20 protein-coding genes are annotated in these 21,744 nt (G+C 61.4%); 12 read left to right on the top strand and 8 right to left on the bottom strand.

Going from position 1 to position 21,744, the window contains the following annotated elements:
* Positions 1-79: 79 nt before the first annotated feature.
* On the bottom strand, positions 80-745 hold the full coding sequence (gene elbB / locus OPU96_RS20170) for an isoprenoid biosynthesis glyoxalase ElbB (protein ID WP_226454636.1): 666 nt from the start codon (positions 743-745) through the stop codon (positions 80-82).
* A 116-nt stretch (positions 746-861) separates the two neighbouring features.
* Between elbB and OPU96_RS20165 the strand changes: the two genes are divergently transcribed.
* Entirely contained in the window at positions 862-2,097 is a 1,236-nt protein-coding gene (locus OPU96_RS20165) for a sterol desaturase family protein (protein ID WP_463983673.1), read from the top strand.
* On the opposite strand, the gene OPU96_RS20160 is transcribed toward OPU96_RS20165, so the two are convergent.
* Positions 2,078-2,713: a DedA family protein gene (locus tag OPU96_RS20160; protein ID WP_226454826.1), complete on the bottom strand. Its 636-nt coding sequence runs from the start codon at positions 2,711-2,713 to the stop codon at positions 2,078-2,080. The genes OPU96_RS20165 and OPU96_RS20160 overlap by 20 nt on opposite strands.
* Positions 2,714-2,921: 208 nt before the next feature.
* On the opposite strand from OPU96_RS20160, the gene hemB reads away from it, so the two are divergent.
* On the top strand, positions 2,922-3,935 hold the full coding sequence (hemB, locus tag OPU96_RS20155; protein WP_192297947.1) for a porphobilinogen synthase: 1,014 nt from the start codon (positions 2,922-2,924) through the stop codon (positions 3,933-3,935).
* A gap of 18 nt (positions 3,936-3,953) precedes the next feature.
* Positions 3,954-6,176 carry a polyphosphate kinase 1 gene (gene ppk1 / locus OPU96_RS20150; protein WP_305391721.1) on the top strand — a complete coding sequence of 741 codons (2,223 nt, stop codon included), beginning with the start codon at positions 3,954-3,956 and terminating at the stop codon, positions 6,174-6,176.
* Between the two features lie 136 nt (positions 6,177-6,312).
* Here the strand turns inward: ppk1 and ppx are convergent, their stop codons facing one another.
* A complete protein-coding gene (gene ppx / locus OPU96_RS20145; protein ID WP_226454633.1) occupies positions 6,313-7,815 on the bottom strand; it encodes an exopolyphosphatase in 1,503 nt (500 codons plus the stop codon).
* A gap of 449 nt (positions 7,816-8,264) precedes the next feature.
* On the opposite strand from ppx, the gene OPU96_RS20140 reads away from it, so the two are divergent.
* The 4 genes from OPU96_RS20140 to OPU96_RS20125 all read left to right on the top strand — a co-directional run bounded on the left by OPU96_RS20140 (position 8,265) and on the right by OPU96_RS20125 (position 12,761).
* On the top strand, positions 8,265-8,912 hold the full coding sequence (locus tag OPU96_RS20140) for a DUF1120 domain-containing protein (protein ID WP_226454632.1): 648 nt from the start codon (positions 8,265-8,267) through the stop codon (positions 8,910-8,912).
* Positions 8,913-8,997: 85 nt separating this feature from the next.
* Positions 8,998-9,735 carry a fimbria/pilus chaperone family protein gene (locus OPU96_RS20135; protein ID WP_498559551.1) on the top strand — a complete coding sequence of 246 codons (738 nt, stop codon included), beginning with the start codon at positions 8,998-9,000 and terminating at the stop codon, positions 9,733-9,735.
* Between the two features lie 7 nt (positions 9,736-9,742).
* Positions 9,743-12,232 carry a fimbria/pilus outer membrane usher protein gene (locus OPU96_RS20130; RefSeq protein WP_498559549.1) on the top strand — a complete coding sequence of 830 codons (2,490 nt, stop codon included), beginning with the start codon at positions 9,743-9,745 and terminating at the stop codon, positions 12,230-12,232.
* Complete coding sequence (locus tag OPU96_RS20125; RefSeq protein ID WP_226454630.1) at positions 12,222-12,761, top strand: DUF1120 domain-containing protein; 540 nt, start codon at positions 12,222-12,224, stop codon at positions 12,759-12,761. Before OPU96_RS20130 ends, OPU96_RS20125 begins: the two co-directional genes overlap by 11 nt.
* Here the strand turns inward: OPU96_RS20125 and OPU96_RS20120 are convergent.
* Genes OPU96_RS20120 through OPU96_RS20105 form a run of 4 tightly spaced genes read right to left on the bottom strand, consistent with a single transcriptional unit; the run spans position 12,733 to position 15,573 of the window.
* Positions 12,733-13,470: an amino acid ABC transporter ATP-binding protein gene (locus OPU96_RS20120; protein ID WP_305391717.1), complete on the bottom strand. Its 738-nt coding sequence runs from the start codon at positions 13,468-13,470 to the stop codon at positions 12,733-12,735. The two genes, OPU96_RS20125 and OPU96_RS20120, sit on opposite strands and share 29 nt — an antisense overlap.
* A complete protein-coding gene (locus OPU96_RS20115; RefSeq protein ID WP_498559548.1) occupies positions 13,457-14,107 on the bottom strand; it encodes an amino acid ABC transporter permease in 651 nt (216 codons plus the stop codon). The genes OPU96_RS20120 and OPU96_RS20115 overlap by 14 nt, the downstream gene beginning before the upstream one ends.
* Entirely contained in the window at positions 14,104-14,772 is a 669-nt protein-coding gene (locus tag OPU96_RS20110) for an amino acid ABC transporter permease (RefSeq protein ID WP_192297939.1), read from the bottom strand. Before OPU96_RS20110 ends, OPU96_RS20115 begins: the two co-directional genes overlap by 4 nt.
* A gap of 15 nt (positions 14,773-14,787) precedes the next feature.
* Positions 14,788-15,573, bottom strand: coding sequence for a transporter substrate-binding domain-containing protein (locus tag OPU96_RS20105; protein ID WP_192297938.1), 786 nt, complete (start codon positions 15,571-15,573; stop codon positions 14,788-14,790).
* Positions 15,574-15,837: 264 nt separating this feature from the next.
* Here OPU96_RS20105 and OPU96_RS20100 point away from each other — a divergent pair, with 264 nt between their 5' ends.
* The 5 genes from OPU96_RS20100 to OPU96_RS20080 all read left to right on the top strand — a co-directional run bounded on the left by OPU96_RS20100 (position 15,838) and on the right by OPU96_RS20080 (position 21,048).
* A complete protein-coding gene (locus OPU96_RS20100) occupies positions 15,838-16,533 on the top strand; it encodes a FadR/GntR family transcriptional regulator (protein WP_192297937.1) in 696 nt (231 codons plus the stop codon).
* Between the two features lie 121 nt (positions 16,534-16,654).
* Positions 16,655-16,984, top strand: coding sequence for a thioredoxin TrxA (gene trxA / locus OPU96_RS20095; protein ID WP_003213989.1), 330 nt, complete (start codon positions 16,655-16,657; stop codon positions 16,982-16,984).
* A 234-nt stretch (positions 16,985-17,218) separates the two neighbouring features.
* Entirely contained in the window at positions 17,219-18,478 is a 1,260-nt protein-coding gene (gene rho / locus OPU96_RS20090) for a transcription termination factor Rho (protein ID WP_016973082.1), read from the top strand.
* A 135-nt stretch (positions 18,479-18,613) separates the two neighbouring features.
* On the top strand, positions 18,614-20,080 hold the full coding sequence (ubiD, locus tag OPU96_RS20085; RefSeq protein WP_305391716.1) for a 4-hydroxy-3-polyprenylbenzoate decarboxylase: 1,467 nt from the start codon (positions 18,614-18,616) through the stop codon (positions 20,078-20,080).
* Complete coding sequence (locus OPU96_RS20080) at positions 20,080-21,048, top strand: CDP-6-deoxy-delta-3,4-glucoseen reductase (protein ID WP_226454626.1); 969 nt, start codon at positions 20,080-20,082, stop codon at positions 21,046-21,048. Before ubiD ends, OPU96_RS20080 begins: the two co-directional genes overlap by 1 nt.
* A gap of 150 nt (positions 21,049-21,198) precedes the next feature.
* Here OPU96_RS20080 and OPU96_RS20075 read toward each other — a convergent pair whose 3' ends face one another.
* Positions 21,199-21,675, bottom strand: coding sequence for a sn-glycerol-3-phosphate transporter (locus OPU96_RS20075; protein ID WP_226454625.1), 477 nt, complete (start codon positions 21,673-21,675; stop codon positions 21,199-21,201).
* Between the last annotated feature and the right edge of the window lie 69 nt (positions 21,676-21,744).

The following is a 21,744-nucleotide window of genomic DNA, read 5'->3' as shown; positions in this document are numbered from 1 at the left end:
AACCTGTAAACCATGTCCCCGGTTAGATATGTAAACGATGTCCCCGGTTTGTACCGGGGCAAGCCCGCTCACTACAGGGTCAGTCGTTTTCGTGGGTCAGCTCGAGCACCCGGTCTACCAGCTTGTTGATGCCCGACGCCACCTCGCTGATGCTTTTGCCCACCATATAGGCCGGTGTGCTCACCAGCCTGCGCGCCGTGTCCTCGACGATGTCGTCCACCGCGCATTCCTGGTGGGTGGCGCCCATCTTGTCCAGGGCCGCTGCCGTGTCAGCGCAATTGCCGATGGTGCAGGTCACGCCGGGGCCGTAGATCTTCGCGGCCAGGGCCGGGGAGATGCAGATCAGTCCTACCGGCTTGCCCGCTTCGGCAAAGGCTTCGGCCAACGCCAGTACCTGCGGGTTGACGCTGCAACCGGCGCCTTCCACGGCAAAGTTCGACAGGTTTTTCGCCGCCCCAAACCCTCCGGGCACGATCAGCGCGTCGAAGTCGGCGGCGTTGGCCTCGCCAATGTCCTTCACGTCACCGCGAGCGATACGTGCCGACTCCACCAGTACATTGCGCGACTCGGGCATTTCTTCGCCGGTGAGGTGGTTGATCACGTGCAGTTGCGCAATGTCCGGGGCAAAGCATTGGACCTGAGCGCCGCGCTGGTCCAGACGCAGCAGGGTGATCACGCTTTCGTGGATTTCGGCGCCGTCGTACACGCCGCAGCCGGAAAGGATCACTGCAATTTTTTTGCTCATGGGCATTTCTCCTAGGGTCTTGGCGTTAAATGTCTACTAATTTGTCACCTGTTGCCAATGGGCTCTCGCGGCGCTACACCTACTCTAGATGTAACAAAAATAGACCGGACTAGCCCATGGACTTCGTGCCTTACGCGGTACCGTTTTTCATCGCCTTGATCGTGGTAGAGCTGCTTGCCGACCGCTGGCGCGGCGCGCGCAATTACCGGGTGGCAGACGCCATCAACAGCCTCAGCACCGGCGTGCTGTCCACCACCACAGGCTTGCTGACCAAAGGCGTGGGGCTGCTCACCTACGCGTTTGCCCTCAAACACTTGGCGCTGCTTGAATTGCCTGCCCAGAACCCCTGGACCTGGGTATTCGCTTTCGTGTTCTACGACTTCTGCTACTACTGGCTGCACCGCATGGGCCACGAGCGCAATATTTTGTGGGCCGCGCATTCGGTGCACCATCAGAGTGAGGACTACAACCTCAGCACCGCCCTGCGCCAGACCAGCACCGGTTTCCTGCTGAGCTGGATCTTCTACCTGCCGCTGGCGGTGGTCGGCGTGCCGCTGGTGGTGTTTATCAGCGTGGCGTCGCTCAACCTGCTGTACCAATTCTGGGTGCATACCCGCCACGTGCCCAAGCTTGGCTGGTTCGAATGGTTCTTCGTCACACCGTCCAATCATCGGGCGCACCATGCACAAAACGCTCTCTACATGGATCGCAACTACGGCGGTGTGTTCATTATTTGGGACCGGCTGTTCGGCACCTTCCAGGAAGAAGACGACAACGAACCGGTGATTTTCGGCGTGACCACGCCCCTGGCCAGTTGGAACCCACTGTGGGCCAACCTGCAGTTTTATGCCCAGCTGTGGAGTGATGCGCGGCGCACCGAGAAGTGGTGGGACAAATTGCGCATCTGGTTCATGCGCACCGGCTGGCGCCCGGCGGACGTGAAAGCCAGGTACCCGTTGGCCAAGCACGACTTGAGTCAGTTCCGCAAATTCGAGGTGCCGCTGGATGTGCGCCAACAGGTGTACATCGCCCTGCAATTTGCCGCGTATGTGGGGTTTGGCAGCTATCTGATGAATTTCGGTGAAGGCCTGCCGACCGCGGCGTTGATTCTGGGCTGGAGTGCCATGGCACTGGGATTGTTTACCCTGGGCGTGGCCCTGGAGGACCGGCCGTGGGCGCTGAAGGCTGAGCTGACGCGGCTGGCGCTGAATGTGCCGCTGGTGTGGCTGGCGCCGCAGGTCGGGCTGTGGCCGGCCAGCAACCTGGGCTGGCTGGGCCTGGCGAGTTACAGCCTGCTCAGCGTGATCGGCCTCTACTGTTGCAGAAGCCGGCTTACTCGACTGGTGTCTTAGACGCCTCGACCGCCGCCGGCTCGGCCGCGAGCCGGGCCTTGGCGTCGGCGCAGGCTTGACGGGCGATGCGCGCGTTCTTGATCCGGCGGCGCAGCCACAGGCCAAAGCCCAGCACCAGCAGCGCGCCCAGCACCCACAGCTCGTACTTCTTGACGCTGCCGAGCATGCCTTCGAGCACCGCGCCGAAGTGGTACGCCGCTGCGCCCAGCGCTGCCGCCCAGATCGCCGCGCCAATGCCGTTGAGGATCAGGTAACGCACCGGCGGATAACCGGAAAGGCCGATCGCCACGGGCATCACCGTGCGCAAGCCGTAGACGAAGCGGAAGCTCAGTACCCAGATGTCCGGGTGCTTGCGGATATGCTCCAGGGCTTTGTCGCCCATCAATTGCCAGCGCGGCTTGCGCGCCAACAGCTTGCGGCCGTGCTTGCGCCCCAGGAAGTACCACAACTGGTCGCCGGCATAGCTGCCGAAGAAGGCAACGACCACCACCAGATTGATGTCCATGTACCCACGGAACGCCAGGAAGCCTGCGAGCACAAGGATGGTCTCACCTTCAAAGAAGGTGCCCAGGAAGAGCGCAAAGTAGCCGAAGTCATGCAGGAATTGTTGAAGCATGGTCTGGGGTGCTGGCGAAATGAACGCGCAGCCTACGCCTTCGTGAACATTCATGAAAGTATCGAGATGTGTCTTGAAGTGAACAATTCCTACATAAATGACGAATGCGGCTACAGGTCGCACCGTTAAGCACAACTGTCATTCATTCGTCATAATGCCCGCTTATAACTGCAACGCTCGCCCGTAAACGCGGGCTCAGGAGTCTGTCGTGAGCTTTACCCCTGCCAATCGCCTGTTCCCCGCCACCCGCCTGCGTCGCAATCGTCGTGATGATTTTTCTCGCCGTCTGGTCCGTGAAAACGTGCTGACGACGAATGATCTGATCCTGCCGGTGTTTGTGCTCGACGGCGAGAATCGGCGCGAAGCAGTGGCGTCGATGCCGGGCGTGGAGCGCTTGACCATCGATCAGTTGTTGATCGAGGCGGCGGGTTGGGTCGAGCTGGGGATTCCGGCGGTGGCGTTGTTCCCGGTCACACCGGCGGGGCTCAAATCTCTCGACGCGGCCGAAGCCTGGAACCCGCAGGGCATCGCCCAGCGCGCCACCCGCGCCCTGCGCGAGCGTTTCCCGGAGCTGGGCGTGATCACCGACGTTGCCCTGGACCCGTTCACCACCCACGGCCAAGATGGCATTCTGGACGAAGACGGCTATGTTCAGAACGACATCACCGTCGATGCGCTGGTCAAGCAAGCCTTGTCCCATGCCGCAGCCGGTGCCCAGGTGGTTGCACCGTCGGACATGATGGACGGCCGCATCCAGGCGATCCGCGAAGCCCTGGAGCTGGCCGGTCACGTCAATGTGCGGATCATGGCCTACTCGGCCAAGTATGCCAGCGCCTATTACGGCCCGTTCCGCGATGCGGTGGGTTCGGCACTGAACCTGGGCAAGGCCAATAAGGCCTCGTACCAGATGGACCCGGCCAACAGCCACGAAGCCCTGCACGAAGTGGCGGCCGACCTGGCCGAAGGCGCCGACATGGTGATGGTCAAGCCCGGCATGCCGTACCTGGACATCCTTTACCGGGTCAAAGAGGAATTCAAAGTGCCGACCTTTGTCTATCAGGTCAGCGGTGAATACGCCATGCACATGGCCGCGATCCAGAATGGTTGGTTGAGTGAAGGGGTGATCCTTGAATCCCTGACTGCCTTTAAACGTGCCGGCGCTGATGGCATCCTGACTTACTTCGCCGCCCGCGCTGCCCAATTGCTTAGAGAGCAACAATAGCCCTCACAGGAACACTTGATGAATACCGAAGGACTCACAGAAGTTGCCGTAAAAGACGCTCACCCGGTGGTTGAACCTGTCACCGAGACCCCGCCGGAGCTGGAGCCGGCCCCACCTGTCGTGGTGGTCGAAACACCGGCCCCGGCGCCTGTGGCGGTGGTGACCAACCTGGATGACAGCAGCCTGTACATCCATCGCGAGCTGTCACAACTGCAATTCAACATCCGCGTGCTGGAACAGGCGCTGGATGAGTCCTACCCGTTGCTGGAACGCCTGAAGTTCCTGCTGATCTTCTCCAGCAACCTGGACGAGTTCTTCGAAATCCGCGTCGCCGGCCTCAAGAAGCAGATCACCTTCGCCCGTGAACAAGCCGGCGCCGACGGCCTGCAACCTCATCAAGCGCTGGCGCGCATCAGCGAGCTGGTGCATGGCCACGTGGACCGCCAGTACGCGATCCTCAACGACATCCTGCTGCCGGAACTGGAGAAACATCAGGTCCGCTTCATCCGTCGCCGCCACTGGACCACCAAGATCAAGACCTGGGTGCGCCGTTACTTCCGTGACGAAATCGCGCCGATCATCACCCCGATCGGTCTCGACCCTACGCACCCGTTCCCGTTGCTGGTGAACAAGAGCCTCAACTTCATCGTCGAGCTGGAAGGTATCGACGCCTTCGGTCGCGATTCCGGCCTGGCGATCATCCCGGCGCCGCGCTTGCTGCCACGGATCATCAAAGTACCGGAAGAGGTGGGGGGCGCTGGCGATAACTATGTATTCCTGTCGTCGATGATCCATGCCCATGCCGATGACCTGTTCCAGGGCATGAAGGTCAAAGGCTGCTACCAGTTCCGCCTGACCCGCAACGCCGACCTGGCGCTGGACTCCGAAGACGTCGAAGACTTGGCCCGTGCCCTGCGCGGCGAGCTGTTCTCGCGGCGCTACGGCGATGCGGTGCGCCTGGAGGTGGCCGACACCTGCCCGAAACATCTGTCGGACTACCTGCTCAAGCAGTTCAACCTGGGCGAGACCGAGCTGTATCAGGTCAACGGCCCGGTGAACCTGACGCGCCTGTTCAGTATCACCGGCCTGGACAGCCACCCGGAGCTGCAATACACGCCGTTCACCCCGCAGATCCCGAAACTGCTGCAAAACAGCGAGAACATTTTCAGCGTGGTGAGCAAGCAGGACATCCTGCTGCTGCACCCGTTCGAGTCGTTCACCCCAGTGGTCGACCTGCTGCGCCAGGCCGCCAAGGACCCGCACGTTCTGGCCGTACGCCAGACCCTGTACCGCTCCGGCGCCAACTCGGAAATCGTTGACGCCCTGGTCGACGCTGCGCGCAACGGCAAGGAAGTCACCGCGGTGATCGAGTTGCGGGCGCGCTTCGACGAAGAGTCCAACCTGCAACTGGCCAGCCGCCTGCAAGCGGCCGGTGCGGTGGTGATCTACGGCGTGGTCGGCTTCAAGACCCACGCCAAGATGATGCTGATCCTGCGCCGCGAAGCGGGTGAGATTGTGCGCTACGCCCACTTGGGCACCGGCAACTACCACGCCGGCAACGCCAAGCTCTACACCGACTACAGCCTGCTGACTTCCGACGACGCCCTGTGCGAAGACGTCGGCAAGTTGTTCAGCCAGTTGATCGGTATGGGCAAGACGCTGCGCATGAAAAAGCTGCTGCACGCGCCGTTCACCCTCAAGAAGGGCATGCTCGACATGATTGCCCGCGAAACCCAGTTCGCCCTCGACGGCAAGCCGGCGCACATCATTGCCAAGTTCAACTCGCTGACCGATCCGAAGATCATCCGCGCGCTGTACAAGGCCAGCCAGTCCGGCGTACGCATCGACCTGGTGGTGCGCGGCATGTGCTGCCTGCGTCCGGGGATTGTCGGCGTATCGCACAATATCCACGTGCGCTCGATCATCGGCCGCTTCCTGGAGCACACGCGGGTGTTCTATTTCCTCAATGGCGGCGAAGAGCAGATGTTCCTCTCCAGCGCCGACTGGATGGAGCGCAACCTCGACAAGCGTGTGGAGACTTGCTTCCCGGTAGAAGGCAAGAAGCTGATCATGCGCGTCAAGAAGGAGCTGGAAAGCTACCTGACCGACAACACCCACAGCTGGAGCCTGCAATCGGACGGGCGCTACGTGCGCAACACGCCAACCGGCAACCAGAACCCGCGCAGTGCGCAGGCGACGTTGTTGGAGCGGTTGGGTAGCCCGATCCTGACGGTGAGCTGAAACCTGCGACAAACCAAATGTGGGAGCGGGCTTGCCCGCGATAGCGGTAGGTCAGTCAAAGATGCATTGACTGACACTCCGTCATCGCGGGCAAGCCCGCTCCCACATTTGTTTTTGCAGCGTTCTTTAGAGCGCCTCAGCGCACGTTCAGCGTGAACCCCACCCGCGTCAACCATTCCGCTTCTTGCGCAAAATCCGCCTGGGTCAGCTGGTTTTCATCCAGCCAGCCTTTCGGGAACACCACGTCCAGGCTCTCGGCGTCGGCGCGCAAGGTCACCTGGGGCATTTCCTGGGTACCACGGATGTGATGGAACAGGATCGCAAAACGCAGCAGCACGCACAGGCGGATCAGCTTGATGCCGTCGTCGCCGAACTCGGCAAACTTGTCCTTGGGGATGTTGCGGCGGTGGCCGCGCACCAGCAGGGCGAGCATCTGTTGGTCTTCGCGGGAGAACCCGGCGAGGTCGGAGTGCTCGATCAGGTAGGCGCCGTGCTTGTGGTAATGGTAGTGGGCGATGTCCAGGCCCACTTCATGCACCTTGGCCGCCCAACCCAGCAGCTCACGCCAGACACCGTCTTCCAGGTCCCAGTCGGCCGCGACCTGGTCGAAGGCGTGCAGGGCTTTGCGCTCCACGCGCACCGCTTGTTCCATGTCGACGTGATAGCGCTCCATCAGCGAGCCGAGGGTGCGCTCACGCACGTCTTCGTGGTGATGGCGGCCCAGCAGGTCGTAGAGCACGCCTTCACGCAGGGCTCCGTCGCAGTGGTCCATGCGTTGTAGTTCGAGGGCGTCGAAGATCGCCTCGAGAATCGCCAGGCCCGCCGGAAAGATGGTGCGACGGTCGGGCTTGATGCCGTCAAAGTCGATTTTTTCCGCGTCACCCAGCTTGAACAGCTTGCGCTTGAGCCACGCCAGGCCTTCGGCATTCACCTCGCCGGTGCCATGGCCGCCGGCTTTCAGGGCCAGGCCGATGGCGCGGATGGTGCCGGAGGAGCCGATGGCTTCGTCCCAGGTCAGGCGGTGCAGGGCGTGCTCGATGCTCATGATCTCCAGCCGCGCCGCCGTGTAGGCCTGGGCGTAGCGTGCCGGGGTGATCTTGCCGTCCTTGAAATAGCGCTGGGTGTAGCTGACGCAGCCCATCTGCAGGCTTTCGCGCAACAATGGCTCGAATCGTTGGCCGATGATGAATTCGGTACTGCCCCCGCCGATGTCGGCGACCAGGCGTTTGCCGGGGGTGTCGGCCAGGGTGTGGGATACACCGAGGTAGATCAGGCGTGCTTCCTCACGGCCGGAGATGACTTCCACCGGGTGCCCGAGGATCTCTTCGGCGCGGCGGATGAATTCGCCACGGTTGCGCGCTTCACGCAGAGCATTGGTGCCGACGATACGCACGGCGCCCAATGGCATACCGTTGATCAACTGGGCAAAACGCTTGAGGCAATCGAGGCCGCGTTGCATGGATTCTTCGTTGAGCTGACGCTCATCATCGATCCCGGCTGCCAGTTGTACTTTCTCGCCGAGCCGCTCAAGGATGCGGATCTCACCGTTCTGGGCCTTGGCCACGACCATGTGAAAGCTGTTGGAGCCCAGGTCGATGGCGGCGATCAGGGACAGATTCTTGGCTTGGGATTGCGGCATGGTTTGGGGGTCTCGGTCGATAACCTAGCCATCGTGCCACGATCGACCGCTGGAGCCAACGCGTAGTGCTTCGGGAATTTCGCTGAGGCCGCTTGTGAAGCTTTTTTGCAGAAAATATAGGTTGTCTTTACGGGCTTATGTCGAGGTGGATGACGGATATGTAGGAGTTGTTAACTGGGGACTGTTGTAGAACTTCTTATGACTTCTCCTACAGTAGTTGGTCAATGTTCTTTTTGTTTTATTGTTCTGCGCCTACCACTGAGGCGGGCTCTTTGCGCAACTTGTCTTTTACTGGTCCTACGCTAACTGATGTGTTGTCTTATTCTTTAATGGAGTACCAAAGCGACAGACTGTCACCCGGCAATTTCGCCGTGGTGTTATTTATTTATGGATTTATGTTTCCAGGATAAAAATAAATACGCCTGATAACTTTAAGTGACGGGTCGACTATGAAGAAAATTATTGGATTGACGCTTGGTATCGCTTGCCTGGCAGCAACGCTTAGCGCCCAGGCAACCACCAGCGCTCAGTTGGTGGTCAGGGGCTCAATTACACCTGCCGCCTGCAACCTCAGCCTGGCGGGCAGTGGCATTGTCGATTACGGCGTGATCCGTTCTGGTGAGCTCTCCCAGACAGCATTCAACCCGCGCGAGGAGAGGACCACTTCCCTGGTCGTCAACTGCGGTACGACGCCAGCGAAGTTCGGCCTCACCTTCACCGACCTGCAAGCGGGTAGCAAGGTGACGGGTATCCTGGGTGCCGGCTTTACCGAGGCGCAGAACTATGGCTTGGGCATGGCAGGAAACCGCAGAACCGGCGGCTACTCGATCACGCTCAAGGATCTGCGGTCTTCCGGCGTAACGCTGTATCCGATCATGCGCTCCGGTGGCGGAGCTTGGCAGAGCAGTGATGGCAAGGTTGCGCAGTCACCCAGCCAGTACTCCTGGCGCAACGGTGCGACGATTACACCTGCCTCCATCACCCAACTGACAGGGACCATTGCAGTGAAGGCCGTCATCAATAAAGCCCAGGACTTGGACCTGAGCCGCGACGTCTCCATTGATGGGCGAGCCACGCTGGTATTGAGTTACATCTAAACGACGACAATACAGCCGTTCAAGAAGTGTAACTACTTCTTGTCGGCTGTTTTACGTGGGCGCTTGGCTATCAACCGTTAACTTCATGGATTGCGGGGAATACTGCGTGCGTGGTTCTTCAGTAATAAACAGTGTGCTGTTACAGGTGGCAAGTTTATTTATTCTTTTAACCAATGTTGCGGCAGCGGACGGCATGCAGCCGGAAAGTACTGTGGTCGTGCTGTATGAAGAAGCGGGTGAAGCCACACTCAATGTCAAGAACACGGACGCGGGCCCGGCGCTGCTGCATTCCGTCGTAGAAAATGTGCCCGAGGACCAGGCCCCGCTACTGATTGTCACGCCGCCGATCACACGGGTGGAGGCGGGCGATACGCAGCTGGTGCGTTTTATCGGCACATCGACGGAACCGCTGAAGACCCAGCGGCTCAAGCGTGTGTCCTTCGAGGGGATTCCCCAGGCACGTGCCGCCGGCGCTGCGACCATCGGTATCACCCTGCGCCAGAATTTGCCGCTGATCCTTCACCCGCGGGGCCTGCCTTGGCATCACACGCCCTGGGAACTGCTGGTGTGGCGGCGGGCCGGTGAGCAGCTCACGGTGCATAACGACAGCGCGTATGTCGTACGCCTGGCGCCAGACGTGCGTTTGTTGCCGCAGGGCGTCCCGGCCACATTGCCGCGTGCCTACCTCTTGCCGGGTGAAACGCTGACCGCGAAGGCCGACGGGCCCATGGCGGGCTCAGTCACGGTCGAGATCCAGCCGGCCACGGTCTACGGTTTCTCGGTAGACAGTTACCAGGCGCCGATCACCCAGGGCGAGGGTTGATCAGCCCATGACAAACCTGTCGACTGTCCCCATTACGGCCTCTTCCAGGTCGCGCCGGCCGTCACTGTTCGTGGGGGTTGCCACGCTCTGGAGCTTGCCGGCCCTGGTATCGGCCCTCGAGTTGGGCGAGGGTTTCGACCTGGCGGCGCTTACCACCCTTGGCATTGACCCGAAGGTCTCCGATTATTTTCGCAGCGCCGCGCGTTTTCGCGAGGGCGTCCATGTGGTCGGTTTGCGGGTCAATGGAAACCCGCTCGGGCTGGTGGATGCCCGTTTCGATGCACAAGGCCGATTGTGTTTTACCCCTGGTTTGCTGGAAAAGGCCGGGTTGGTCAAACCCGATACGGTCATTGGCGAGGGCGCGGCACCGGGCGAGGCCTGTCATGACTTCCTCGGTGAGTTCCCGACGACCATGGTGAGACTGCGCCCCGGCATCGACGAAGTCGCGTTGGTGGTGCCCACCCAGTCATTGCGTGAGCCCCAATGGGAAGCCGGACAGTTTTCCCAAGGCGGAGGGGCGGCATTGTTCAACTATGACCTGCTGGGTTTTGACAGCCGCTCGCGCAGTGGGCCCAGCCGGTTCGTGTCGGCCTATACGGAGGCGGGCTTCAACTGGGAGGACTGGATCGTTCGCAGCCGCCAGTTTTATGTGTCGGATAACGGCAAGGTCCGCACCGAGCACCTGTACGCCTATGCCCAGCGGGACATCGCTGCGTTGCAGTCGACCTTTCAACTGGGCCAGATTTCCAGCAACAACCCGCTGTTTGGCGGTGTGCAGTTGTCGGGTTTGCAGTTTTCCCCCGATGGCCAGTCGCGAGTGCCGGCAGGCAGTCATAACGCGGTGGTCGAGGGGCTTGCCCATAGCCAGTCGCGGATCGAGGTGCGTCAATCCGGTGTGCTGATCCACAGCACGCTGGTGCCCGAGGGGCCGTTTCGTCTGACGGGGTTGCCCCTGCTCAATGGCACCAGTGACCTTGAAGTCAGCGTGATCGATGTGCGGGGCGCCAAGCGCAGCTTTGTTGTGCCGGCCGCGTCGTTCGGCGGCGCTGCGGCTGCCCCCGGCTACTACTTCTCGGTGGGGAAGGCGCGTGAAAGCACTGGCGAAGGGGCGGCGTCACCGATGGTTGCCATGGGCAGCGGCACCTGGGGGCTTGGGCGCGATTCGTCCATGGGGCTTGGCGTGTTGGGCGCCGAAGACTACTGGTCGGCGGGAGGCAGTTTGAGCAACGTGTTTTTCCAGCGGGTTGCAGTGGGCGCGCGCCACAACCTTTCCCGGGACAGCCGCAACGCAGTGTCCGGTTCGCGCAGTACCGTGTCGGTGAGCAGCCCCGTTTCCGCCAATGTGCAAGCCAACCTCAGCGCCACCCGCCAGACCCGTGGTTATCGGGAGGTGCTCGAAGCGGGCCGGTCATGGACGGCCGATGAGCTGGGTACGCGGTTCAAGAACCAATATACGGCGGGCATGAGCTGGGTTGATCCCTCGCTGGGCGTGTTCTCCCTGGGATATACCCGCAGTGCGCAATTCGACGGGCGAGCCACCGAGCAGGTGTTCGCTTCGTGGAACAAGTCGTTCAATCGCGTGGATGTCGCGTTGATTGCCGATTCGCAGGTAGGCGGCACGCGTGATTCCACGCCCGACGGCAACCGCCGCAACGCGCCCCAGGACAATGACCTGGCGGTACGCCTGCAAGTCAGCGTGCCCCTGGGCGCTGATCGTCGCCTGAACAGCTATGCCAGCCGCCGTGGGGATCAGTTCGGCGCCGGCACTGCGCTGAACGAGCGGGTCAACGAGTACGTGAACTACGAGGTGGGCGTCGAGCGAGACCTCAAGGCTGGGGAGCAATCGACTCGCGCTCATGTCGACCTGCTGCCGCGCTATACGCGGGTCGGCCTGGGGGTCAGTCGCGACCCGCTGGGCACCAGCTACTCGGGACAGTTGCAGGGCGGGATCGTGGCACACGAGCGCGGCGTGACCTTTTCGCCCTACGCCGTACAGGACACGTTTGGCATCGTTTCCGTGGGCGACATCGGCTCGGCCCGGATCGAAACCCCGCAAGGCCCGGTGTGGACCGACTACCGTGGGCACGCGGTGATCGCCGGCTTGCCGGCGTATACCAACAGCCGCGTCGAAGTGCAGACCCGCTCGCTGCCCAAGCGCGTCGACTTGAAGAACGGCACCCAGGTGCTTGCTGCTGGCCGTGGTTCCGTCAATACCGTGGATTTCGATGTGGTGAAAGTCCGTCGCGTGTTGCTCAACGCCAGTGATGCGCAAGGCCGACCACTGCCCCAGGGGGCTGCGGTACTCGGCAAGGGCAACCGCTTCCTTACCAGCGTGGCGGGTGAGGGCATGGTTTTTCTGAATGATGTCAATGAGTCGCAAGACCTGCGGGTATCACTGCCGGACTCCTCCACCTGCTCACTGCGTGTCGACGCCGAGGCCAAGCCGGATAATGACAAGTTCTACGAGACTGCATCGGCGGTGTGCCATGCTCTTTAAGTGGGCAATGCTGCTTTGCGCGGTACTGATCGCTCCGGGAGCGTGGGCCGAAAACTGCCGCTTGTCGTTGAGCCAGGCTCATATCGACTACGGTGCCATTCGCCGGGCCGGGCCGGTGACAGGCGCCTCCATGGCACTGCCGACTCGCTCGCTGCACCTGACTGTGCTGTGTGCCGAGCCCTCGGCAATGGCGTTGCGCTTTACCGGCGCGGCTGCCGATGGCCAGGGGTTTCAGTTTGGTCGCCCAGGGCGCTTTCGCCTGAGCCTCAAGCACGCGCGGGTGGACGGCCGCGCGGTCGAGTGGGCGGCGATGCAACGGCCCGACGAGTCGGCGGATGGGCAATTGCTGCCTGGCCAGACCCTGGAGGTGCGAGTGGCGGGGATGCGGGTGGCAGGGCGAAGGCTGACCGCTCAAGTCGACATCGACACCGACCTGCCAGCCGATGCCCTGGAGGTGCGCAACGAGGCGCGCCTGGAAGGACGCGGCAGCCTTGAGCTGATCAGCCTGCCTGCTCCACCGAGCCAATGAAGTTGGCGAACTCAGTGGTCTGCGGGTTGGCGAACAGCACCTTGGGGTCGCCCACTTCATGCACCTTGCCCTGGTGCATGAACACCAGCTTGTCGCCGACTTCGCGGGCGAAGCGCATTTCGTGGGTCACCATGATCAGGGTCATGCCGTCCTTGGCCAACTGGCGCACCACGCTGAGCACTTCGTTGACCAACTCCGGGTCCAGGGCCGAGGTGATTTCGTCGCACAGCAAGACTTTCGGCGACATGGCCAGCGCACGGGCAATCGCCACGCGTTGTTGCTGGCCGCCGGACAAGCGATCAGGGAAGGCATCGAATTTTTCGCCGAGCCCGACGCGTTCCAGCATCTGCCTGGCCAGTTGCGCGGCCTTGGCCTTGGGCACTTTCTGCACCACCTGTGGTGCGAGCATCACGTTTTCGCCCACCGTCAGGTGTGGGAACAGGTTGAATTGCTGGAACACCATGCCGACTTTCTGTCGCAGGCTGCGCAGGTCGGCGCGAGCGGCGTCGAGGTACTCGCCGTCGACTTCGATCACGCCGTCGTTGATCGATTCCAGGCCGTTGAGGGTGCGCAGCAAGGTGGACTTGCCCGAGCCGCTGCGGCCGATGATCGCCACCACCTGGCCTTCTTCAACGGTCAGGTCGATGCCCTTGAGGACGTGGTGATCGCCGTAGTACTTATGCAGGGCGGAAATTCTAAGCAGAGGCATGCAGTCTCCTTTCCAGGTAGCGCGCGCTGAGGGACAGGGGGTAGCAGAGCAAAAAATAACCAAGGGCCACCAGGCCGTAGACCATGAAGGGCTCGAAGGTGGCGTTGGCGAGCATGCCGCCGGTCTTGGTCAGTTCGGTGAAGCCGATGATCGAGGTCACGGCGGTGCCTTTGACCACCTGCACCGAGAAGCCCACGGTGGGCGCCACGGCAATTCGCAGGGCCTGGGGCAGGATCACGTAGCGCAGTTGCTCCAGTGGGTTGAGCGCCAGGCTGGCCGAGGCTTCCCATTGCCCGTGGGCGATGGAGTCGACGCAGCCGCGCCAGATTTCGGCGAGGTAGGCACTGGTGAACAAGGTCAGGGCAATCGCGGCGGCAAGCCAGGGCGAAATATCCACACCGAGCAGGGCGATGCCGAAAAACACCAGGAACAGTTGCATCAGCAACGGTGTGCCCTGGAACAGTTCGATATAGGTGCGCGCCACGTTACGCGGGAACGCCGTGCTGCTGATGCGCAGGGTCATCACCAGCAAGCCGATCAGGCCGCCGCCGATGAACGCCACCAGCGACAGCAATAGGGTCCATTGCAGGCCGGTGAGCAGGTTGCGCACGATGTCCCAGAACGAAAAATCACTCATCGGCTATTCCTCATCACAAACCGGCGGCCGATCCAGTTGAGCAACTGGCGAATCATCAAGGCCATGCACAGGTACACCAGGGTGGTCAGGGCATAGGTTTCAAAGGCGCGGAAATTGCGCGACTGGATAAAGTTGGCGGCAAAGCTCAACTCTTCGGTGGCGATCTGCGAGCACACTGCCGAACCGAGCATCACGATGATGATCTGGCTGCTCAAGGCCGGCCACACCTTGCCCAGTGCCGGTAGCAGCACCACGTGGCGAAACGCTTCGAAACGCGTCATCGCCAGCGCCGCTGCGGCTTCCAGTTGCCCACGGGGGACGGCCTGGATGCCGGCGCGGATGATTTCGGTGGAGTAGGCGCCCAGGTTGATCACCATCGCCAGCACGGCGGCTTGCCATTCGGTGATCTTCAGCCCCAGGGACGGCAGGCCGAAGAAGATGAAGAACAGCTGCACCAGGAACGGCGTGTTGCGGATCAACTCGACGTACACGCCGAAGAACCAGGCGAACGGCTGGATCTTCCACGCCCGCACCACGGCGCCGGCAGTGCCCAGGGCCACCCCGAGAATCGCGCCAATGGCGGTCAGCTCCAAGGTGAACAGCGCGCCACGCAGCAGCAGGTCGGTGTTGGCCAGCACGGGCACAAAGTCGAACTGATAGGCCATGGGTCAGCTCCGCCTTCAAAGATCAGCCGGCAAAGGCTCTTTCAGCCATTGCAGGGCGTTCTTTTCCAGGCTGCCATCGGCCTTGGCGGACACCAGGATCTGGTTGACCTTTTCCAGCAGCGCCGGCTCGTTCTTGTTCACGCCCACGTACACCGGCGAATCCTTGAGCTTCACCTTCAGCGCAGGCACGCGTTTGGGGCTGCGCTCGCTGATCGCGACCATCACCACGTTGCCGCTGGCGATCAGGTCGACCTGGCCGGCCAGGTAGGCGGCGATGGTCGAATTGTTGTCTTCGAAGCGCTTGATCGTGGCTTCCTTGGGCGCAACGGCGGTCAGCTCGATGTCTTCGATGGCGCCACGGGTCACGCTGATGGTCTTGCCCTTGAGGTCGTCGAGGCCAGTGATCGCCGCGTCAGGCGGGCCGAATACGGCCAGGTAGAACGGCGCGTAGGCCTTGGAGAAGTCGATGACCTTTTCCCGCTCGGGGTTCTTGCCCAGGCTGGAGATCACCAGGTCGACCTTGCCGGTGGTCAGGAACGGAATGCGGTTGGTGCTGTTGACCGGGGTCAGCTCCAGCTTGACCTTGAGCTGGTCTGCCAGCAGCTTGGCGGTGTCGATGTCCAGGCCGCGCGGTTTCATGTCCGGGCCGACCGAGCCGAAGGGCGGGAAGTCCTGGGGCACGGCGACCTTGAGGGTGCCACGGGCGACGATGTCGTCCAGACCGTTGGCCTGGGCGGGTGCCTGGCTCAGCATCAGGCTGGCAAACAGGGCAGTGAGCAGGGCGCTGTAGCGCTTGGTCATGGCAACTCTCCGAGAAGGGCGAAGGGGTTTTCTGGATTGGGCTGATGGGGTAATTGCACAGCCCATGCCAGCCTGCGCAGGATCGTCTGCAAGGCAGGGTTTTGCTGCGCTGCGCTGGTCTTACTGGTCTGAACAGTGGTGGGGCTTTTCGCACCCTTTTCGAGCGCCGTTAAAACCGCGCGAGCCCCTTTGGGGCGTGGCTTGCCGCCGGCCGCGAATAGCTTTACAACTAGCCGCTCAGTTGACTGGAACCTTGAGTTTTTTATGAATTCCATCGCCCAAGCCGTACCGGAAGCGGCCCTGCAGGCCATCCGCAAACTGATCAAGGAGCAAGGCTTCGGGCCGGGCGATGCATTGCCGTCCCAGCGCGATCTGGCGCTGCAGTTGGGGGTGAGCCGGGCGTCTTTGCGCGAGGCGCTGTCGTCTTTGAGCGCCTTGGGCGTGGTCAGCGTGCAGCCGGGCAAAGGTGTGTTTGTGCAAGCAGTCGACGAGGCGCCGGGATTTGCCTGGCCGTTTGCGGCACAGGCCACGCCGTTGGATATTTTCCAGTTGCGCTATGCCCTTGAAGGCTTTGCGGCGGGTCTGGCGGCGGTGACGTTGACCATCGACGAGCTGGACAGCCTGGACGATAACGTCGAGGCGATGCGCAAGGTGCTCAAGGCCGGTGACTTTGAAGCGGCGGCGCGGCTGGACTTCGAATTCCACCAGCGCATCCTGCTGGCCAGTGGCAATCAGGCGATGGTGAGCATCCTGAGCGCCAGCGCCGAGGTGTTCCTGGAAAGTCAGAAACTACCGTTCATCCGGCCGGAGCGGGCCATGGAAACCTGGCAGGAACACCGCAAGATCCTGCGCGCCCTGGCCCGGCGCGCCAGTGCGGCGGCGCAGAAAACCATGCAGGAACACGTGCGCAATGCGGCGCTGCGCACCGGCATTGCCTTTGTGACTCCCGTAGCGCCTTGAGTTGGGCTATACCCAAACTCATGCACCACCATAGCAAGACTCAATCAGAGGCGGCTTCCTGAACGGGGGAAGGGCAGCTATGATGGGCCACGTTTTTTTTGCTTACAATCCGGAGACATCCATGAGCAACGATCTTATCAAGCACGTCACCGACGCGACCTTTGAGGCCGAAGTACTCAAGGCTCAAGGCCCGGTGCTGGTTGACTACTGGGCTGAATGGTGCGGCCCTTGCAAAATGATCGCTCCTGTTCTGGACGACATTGCAACCACCTACGAAGGCAAATTGACCATTGCCAAGCTGAACATCGACGACAACCAGGAAACCCCGGCCAAGCACGGCGTGCGTGGTATCCCGACGCTGATGCTGTTCAAGAACGGTAACGTCGAAGCCACTAAAGTGGGCGCGCTGTCGAAGTCCCAGTTGCAAGCTTTCCTCGACGCGAACATCTAAACGTCGTCAGAAAGGCCCCGCAAATTGCGGGGCTTTTTCGTGAAACAGGGCTAGACGCTCCGAAACTCAGGTGGTACATTCGGCCCCGCACTGGTTTCTCCACTGCCCCCTGCATGCCGTCGCCGACGCACTCCTTTTCGATTAGTACGCGATCCTGTCGCCTTCTCTGCGGCGCGGCCTCATTAAGCCAAAAGCTTAATTTCCCCCCTCCATAAATGATTACGTCATTCCTATATGAATCTGACTGAACTCAAGCAAAAGCCGATTACCGACCTGCTCCAGCTGGCCGAAGAAATGGGCATAGAAAATATGGCCCGTTCGCGCAAGCAGGACGTGATTTTCTCCCTGCTGAAAAAGCACGCGAAAAGCGGCGAGGAAATCTCCGGTGATGGCGTGCTGGAGATTCTCCAGGACGGCTTCGGCTTCCTCCGCTCTGCAGACGCCTCCTATCTTGCCGGCCCAGACGACATTTACGTCTCGCCGAGCCAGATCCGTCGCTTCAACTTGCGCACCGGTGACACCATCGTTGGCAAGATCCGCCCTCCAAAGGAAGGCGAGCGTTATTTCGCCCTGCTCAAGGTCGACACGATCAACTTCGATCGTCCTGAGAACGCGAAAAACAAGATTCTCTTCGAGAACCTGACCCCGCTGTTCCCGACTGTGCGCATGAAGATGGAAGCCGGCAACGGTTCCACCGAAGACTTGACCGGTCGTGTGATCGACCTGTGCGCCCCGATCGGCAAAGGCCAGCGTGGTCTGATCGTCGCACCGCCGAAAGCCGGTAAGACCATCATGCTGCAGAACATTGCAGCGAACATCGCGCGTAACAACCCTGAAGTTCACCTGATCGTGCTGCTGATCGATGAGCGTCCGGAAGAAGTGACCGAAATGCAGCGCACCGTGCGCGGCGAAGTGGTTGCCTCGACGTTCGATGAGCCGCCAACCCGCCATGTGCAGGTTGCCGAAATGGTGATCGAGAAGGCCAAGCGCCTGGTCGAACACAAGAAGGACGTGGTGATCCTGCTTGACTCCATCACCCGTCTGGCCCGTGCCTACAACACCGTGATCCCGAGCTCCGGCAAGGTATTGACCGGTGGTGTCGACGCCCACGCCCTGGAGAAACCGAAGCGTTTCTTCGGCGCCGCGCGCAACATCGAAGAAGGCGGCTCGCTGACCATTATCGCCACCGCACTGGTTGAAACCGGTTCGAAGATGGACGAAGTGATCTACGAAGAGTTCAAGGGTACCGGCAACATGGAACTGCCCCTGGACCGTCGCATCGCGGAAAAACGCGTATTCCCGGCCATCAACATCAACCGTTCCGGCACCCGCCGTGAAGAGTTGCTGACTGCCGACGACGAACTGCAGCGCATGTGGATCCTGCGCAAGCTGCTGCATCCGATGGATGAAGTTGCTGCCATCGAGTTCCTGGTCGACAAGCTGAAGACCACCAAGACCAACGACGAGTTCTTCTTGTCGATGAAGCGTAAGTAATACGACGCTTGCGGTCCGAAAGAATGGCGCCCCCAGGGGCGCCATTTTTTTTGCGCCCGCTTTTTAAGTGCTCCGGCAGCCAAATGCCCCTCGGAGCAGGTAGGATGTACGCCTATTTTACGGGTGGCATGGTTAATGAAATTCAAGGATCTTCGGGATTTCGTGCAGCAGCTTGAGCAGCGCGGAGAGTTGAAACGTATCCAGATGCCGGTTTCCCCGGTGCTGGAAATGACTGAGATTTGCGACCGTACCCTGCGCAACAAGGGCCCGGCGCTGCTCTTCGAAAACCCGACCGGCTTTGACATTCCGGTGCTCGGCAACCTGTTTGGCACCCCCGAGCGGGTGGCGTTTGGCATGGGCGCCGAGTCGGTCAGCGAGCTGCGCGAAATTGGCAAGCTGCTGGCTTTCCTCAAGGAGCCCGAGCCGCCCAAGGGGTTGAAGGACGCCTGGTCGAAGCTGCCGATCTTCCGCAAGATCATTGCCATGGCCCCCAAGGTGGTCAAGGACGCGGTGTGCCAGGAAGTGGTCATCGAAGGTGATGACGTCGACCTCGCCATGCTGCCGGTGCAGACCTGCTGGCCCGGCGACGTCGGCCCGCTGATCACCTGGGGCCTGACCGTCACCAAAGGCCCGAACAAGGACCGCCAGAACCTCGGCATCTACCGCCAGCAAGTAATCGGCCGCAACAAGGTGATCATGCGTTGGCTGAGCCACCGTGGCGGCGCGCTGGATTACCGTGAATGGTGCGAAAAACACCCAGGCCAGCCATTCCCAGTCTCCGTGGCCCTGGGCGCCGACCCGGCCACCATCCTTGGCGCCGTGACGCCGGTGCCTGACAGCCTGTCCGAATACGCCTTCGCCGGCCTGCTGCGCGGTAACCGCACCGAGCTGGTGAAGTGCCGTGGCAACGACCTGCAAGTGCCGGCCACCGCCGAAATCATCCTCGAAGGCGTGATCCACCCGGGGGAAATGGCCGACGAAGGCCCGTACGGCGATCACACCGGCTACTACAACGAAGTCGACAGCTTCCCGGTGTTCACCGTCGAGCGCATCACCCACCGGATCAAGCCGATCTACCACAGCACCTACACTGGCCGGCCGCCGGATGAGCCGGCCATTCTGGGCGTGGCGCTCAACGAAGTGTTCGTGCCGATCCTGCAAAAGCAATTCCCGGAAATCACCGACTTCTACCTGCCGCCGGAAGGCTGCTCGTACCGCATGGCCATCGTGACCATGAAGAAGTCGTACCCAGGCCACGCCAAGCGGGTAATGCTCGGTGTGTGGTCGTTTTTGCGACAGTTCATGTACACCAAGTTCGTTATTGTCACCGACGACGACATCAACGCCCGCGACTGGAACGACGTGATCTGGGCCATCACCACGCGCATGGACCCCAAGCGCGACACGGTGATGATCGACAACACGCCGATCGACTACCTCGACTTCGCCTCGCCGGTGTCGGGCCTGGGCTCGAAGATGGGCCTGGATGCCACCCACAAATGGCCGGGTGAAACCACGCGCGAGTGGGGCCGGGTGATCGTCAAGGACGAAGCTGTCACAGCCCGTGTCGATGCAATGTGGAAAGAATTGGGAATAGATTGATGCGTGTAACCCTGCAACCGTCCGGCGCCGTGCTGGAGTTGGTCCCTGGCGAGCGAATTCTTGAAGGCGCCCGTCGCCTGGGCTACGAGTGCCCCCAGGCCTGTCGCAACGGCGTGTGTCACATATGCGCGGCGTTGCTGGTGGAAGGCCGGGTGCAGCAAGCCGGTGAGGTGCGCGACCACGGTGAGTTCTACACTTGTATCGCCGAGCCGCTGGAAGATTGCATTGTGTTGTGGGATGGCGTGCTGGCGCCGGGAGAGTTGCCGTTGCGCAAGTTGTCGTGCCAGTTGAGTGAGTGCGTGGACGTCGGCGGCGACGTGTGGCGCGTGCGCCTGCGTGCACCGGCCGGCAAGGCGGTGCGTTACCACGCCGGTCAATACCTGATGATCGAGCGGGACAATGGCGACAAGTCGGCGTTCTCCCTGGCCTCGGCGCCCCACGCCGGGCGTGACTTGGAGCTGCACGTGCTGGCCCGTGAAGACAGCGCCCGCAGCTTGTTGGCGCAGTTGCAGCGCAACCAGATGGCGCGCGTCGAGCTGCCATTTGGCGACACCCACCTGGCCGAACTGCCGGACGGGCCGCTGGTGCTGATCGCCGCCGGCACCGGCATGGCACAGATGCACAGCTTGATCGAACACTGCCGCGCCTCGGGCTTCAAGCACCCGGTGCATCTGTATTGGGGCGTACGTCGCCCGGAAGATTTCTACACCATCGAGCACTGGGACCAGTGGCTGCAACTGCCCAACCTGTTCCTGCACAAAGTTGTCAGCGACCTGTGCGGCTGGGACGGGCGTTGCGGGTTGTTGCATGAAGCAGTGTGTGAGGACATCGCCGACCTCAAGGCCGTGCACGTCTATGCCAGTGGTTCGCCGGCGATGATATACGGCACATTGGATGCCCTGGTCGAAGCCGGGATGGACGCGCACCAGATGCGCGCCGACGTATTTGCCTACGCTCCCCGTCCATAAATTACTGGCCTACACCGATCAAAATGTGGGAGCGGGCTTGCTCGCGAAAGCGGTGTGTCAGCCAAAGATGTTTTGACTGATCCACCGCTTTCGCGAGCAAGCCCGCTCCCATACAAGCCCGCTCCCACATTGGATTGTGTCGTGTCAGGGTCAGAAGCGTACGCCGGTTGTCACCATCGCCGCATTGAACCCCAGCAACACCAGTTCCGCCGCCACCGGCCCGTAATGGGTGCCCACTGACGGAATGATCACCGGCGCCACGCCGAAACGGTTCAACGGAATCTTGTCGCGGTATTCGCCGCGATAGCCCTGGATCACCCCGCCGGTCAGCTTGAGGTACACCGGATAGTCGCTCATGTCATAGCGCTTGCCCGCATAGGCGTAGTACGAGCGCTGGCTGAACGAGTTGCGAAATGTCGCCCCGCCATATACCCAACCAGATGCGTCATTGCGCTCCAGGCCGATCAGGTCCTGGTTGTTGTTGTGCTTGGGGTCCGGTGAGAAGTGCCGGGTGTAGACGCTGGTCTGCGCGTACCAGAAGCCCTTGTCGTCTGGCGCAGCGGTTTCGTTGGCCAGGGCAGCGGTGGCTTGTGCCAGAAGCAGCAAGCCGAGGAAAAGCTGTTTCATGATCCGACCTCGGTAGTCGTTTGGATGGGCGGCTAGTGGGGTCGCTTAATCCCTGTAGTTTGACGGCTA

The organism is Pseudomonas sp. RP-B7 (assembly GCF_059803535.1).
This window is presented reverse-complemented; position numbering and strand designations above follow the sequence as displayed.

What these genes read in the sequence shown, in the direction of transcription:
- elbB (WP_226454636.1), bottom strand. Translation starts at nt 745, where the DNA reads ATGAGCAAAAAAATTGCAGTGATCCTTTCCGGCTGCGGCGTGTACGAC.
- OPU96_RS20165 (WP_463983673.1), top strand. Translation starts at nt 862, where the DNA reads ATGGACTTCGTGCCTTACGCGGTACCGTTTTTCATCGCCTTGATCGTG.
- OPU96_RS20160 (WP_226454826.1), bottom strand. Translation starts at nt 2,713, where the DNA reads ATGCTTCAACAATTCCTGCATGACTTCGGCTACTTTGCGCTCTTCCTG.
- ppk1 (WP_305391721.1), top strand. Translation starts at nt 3,954, where the DNA reads ATGAATACCGAAGGACTCACAGAAGTTGCCGTAAAAGACGCTCACCCG.
- ppx (WP_226454633.1), bottom strand. Translation starts at nt 7,815, where the DNA reads ATGCCGCAATCCCAAGCCAAGAATCTGTCCCTGATCGCCGCCATCGAC.
- OPU96_RS20140 (WP_226454632.1), top strand. Translation starts at nt 8,265, where the DNA reads ATGAAGAAAATTATTGGATTGACGCTTGGTATCGCTTGCCTGGCAGCA.
- OPU96_RS20135 (WP_498559551.1), top strand. Translation starts at nt 8,998, where the DNA reads ATGGATTGCGGGGAATACTGCGTGCGTGGTTCTTCAGTAATAAACAGT.
- OPU96_RS20130 (WP_498559549.1), top strand. Translation starts at nt 9,743, where the DNA reads ATGACAAACCTGTCGACTGTCCCCATTACGGCCTCTTCCAGGTCGCGC.
- OPU96_RS20125 (WP_226454630.1), top strand. Translation starts at nt 12,222, where the DNA reads ATGCTCTTTAAGTGGGCAATGCTGCTTTGCGCGGTACTGATCGCTCCG.
- OPU96_RS20120 (WP_305391717.1), bottom strand. Translation starts at nt 13,470, where the DNA reads ATGCCTCTGCTTAGAATTTCCGCCCTGCATAAGTACTACGGCGATCAC.
- OPU96_RS20115 (WP_498559548.1), bottom strand. Translation starts at nt 14,107, where the DNA reads ATGAGTGATTTTTCGTTCTGGGACATCGTGCGCAACCTGCTCACCGGC.
- OPU96_RS20110 (WP_192297939.1), bottom strand. Translation starts at nt 14,772, where the DNA reads ATGGCCTATCAGTTCGACTTTGTGCCCGTGCTGGCCAACACCGACCTG.
- OPU96_RS20105 (WP_192297938.1), bottom strand. Translation starts at nt 15,573, where the DNA reads ATGACCAAGCGCTACAGCGCCCTGCTCACTGCCCTGTTTGCCAGCCTG.
- OPU96_RS20100 (WP_192297937.1), top strand. Translation starts at nt 15,838, where the DNA reads ATGAATTCCATCGCCCAAGCCGTACCGGAAGCGGCCCTGCAGGCCATC.
- trxA (WP_003213989.1), top strand. Translation starts at nt 16,655, where the DNA reads ATGAGCAACGATCTTATCAAGCACGTCACCGACGCGACCTTTGAGGCC.
- rho (WP_016973082.1), top strand. Translation starts at nt 17,219, where the DNA reads ATGAATCTGACTGAACTCAAGCAAAAGCCGATTACCGACCTGCTCCAG.
- ubiD (WP_305391716.1), top strand. Translation starts at nt 18,614, where the DNA reads ATGAAATTCAAGGATCTTCGGGATTTCGTGCAGCAGCTTGAGCAGCGC.
- OPU96_RS20080 (WP_226454626.1), top strand. Translation starts at nt 20,080, where the DNA reads ATGCGTGTAACCCTGCAACCGTCCGGCGCCGTGCTGGAGTTGGTCCCT.
- OPU96_RS20075 (WP_226454625.1), bottom strand. Translation starts at nt 21,675, where the DNA reads ATGAAACAGCTTTTCCTCGGCTTGCTGCTTCTGGCACAAGCCACCGCT.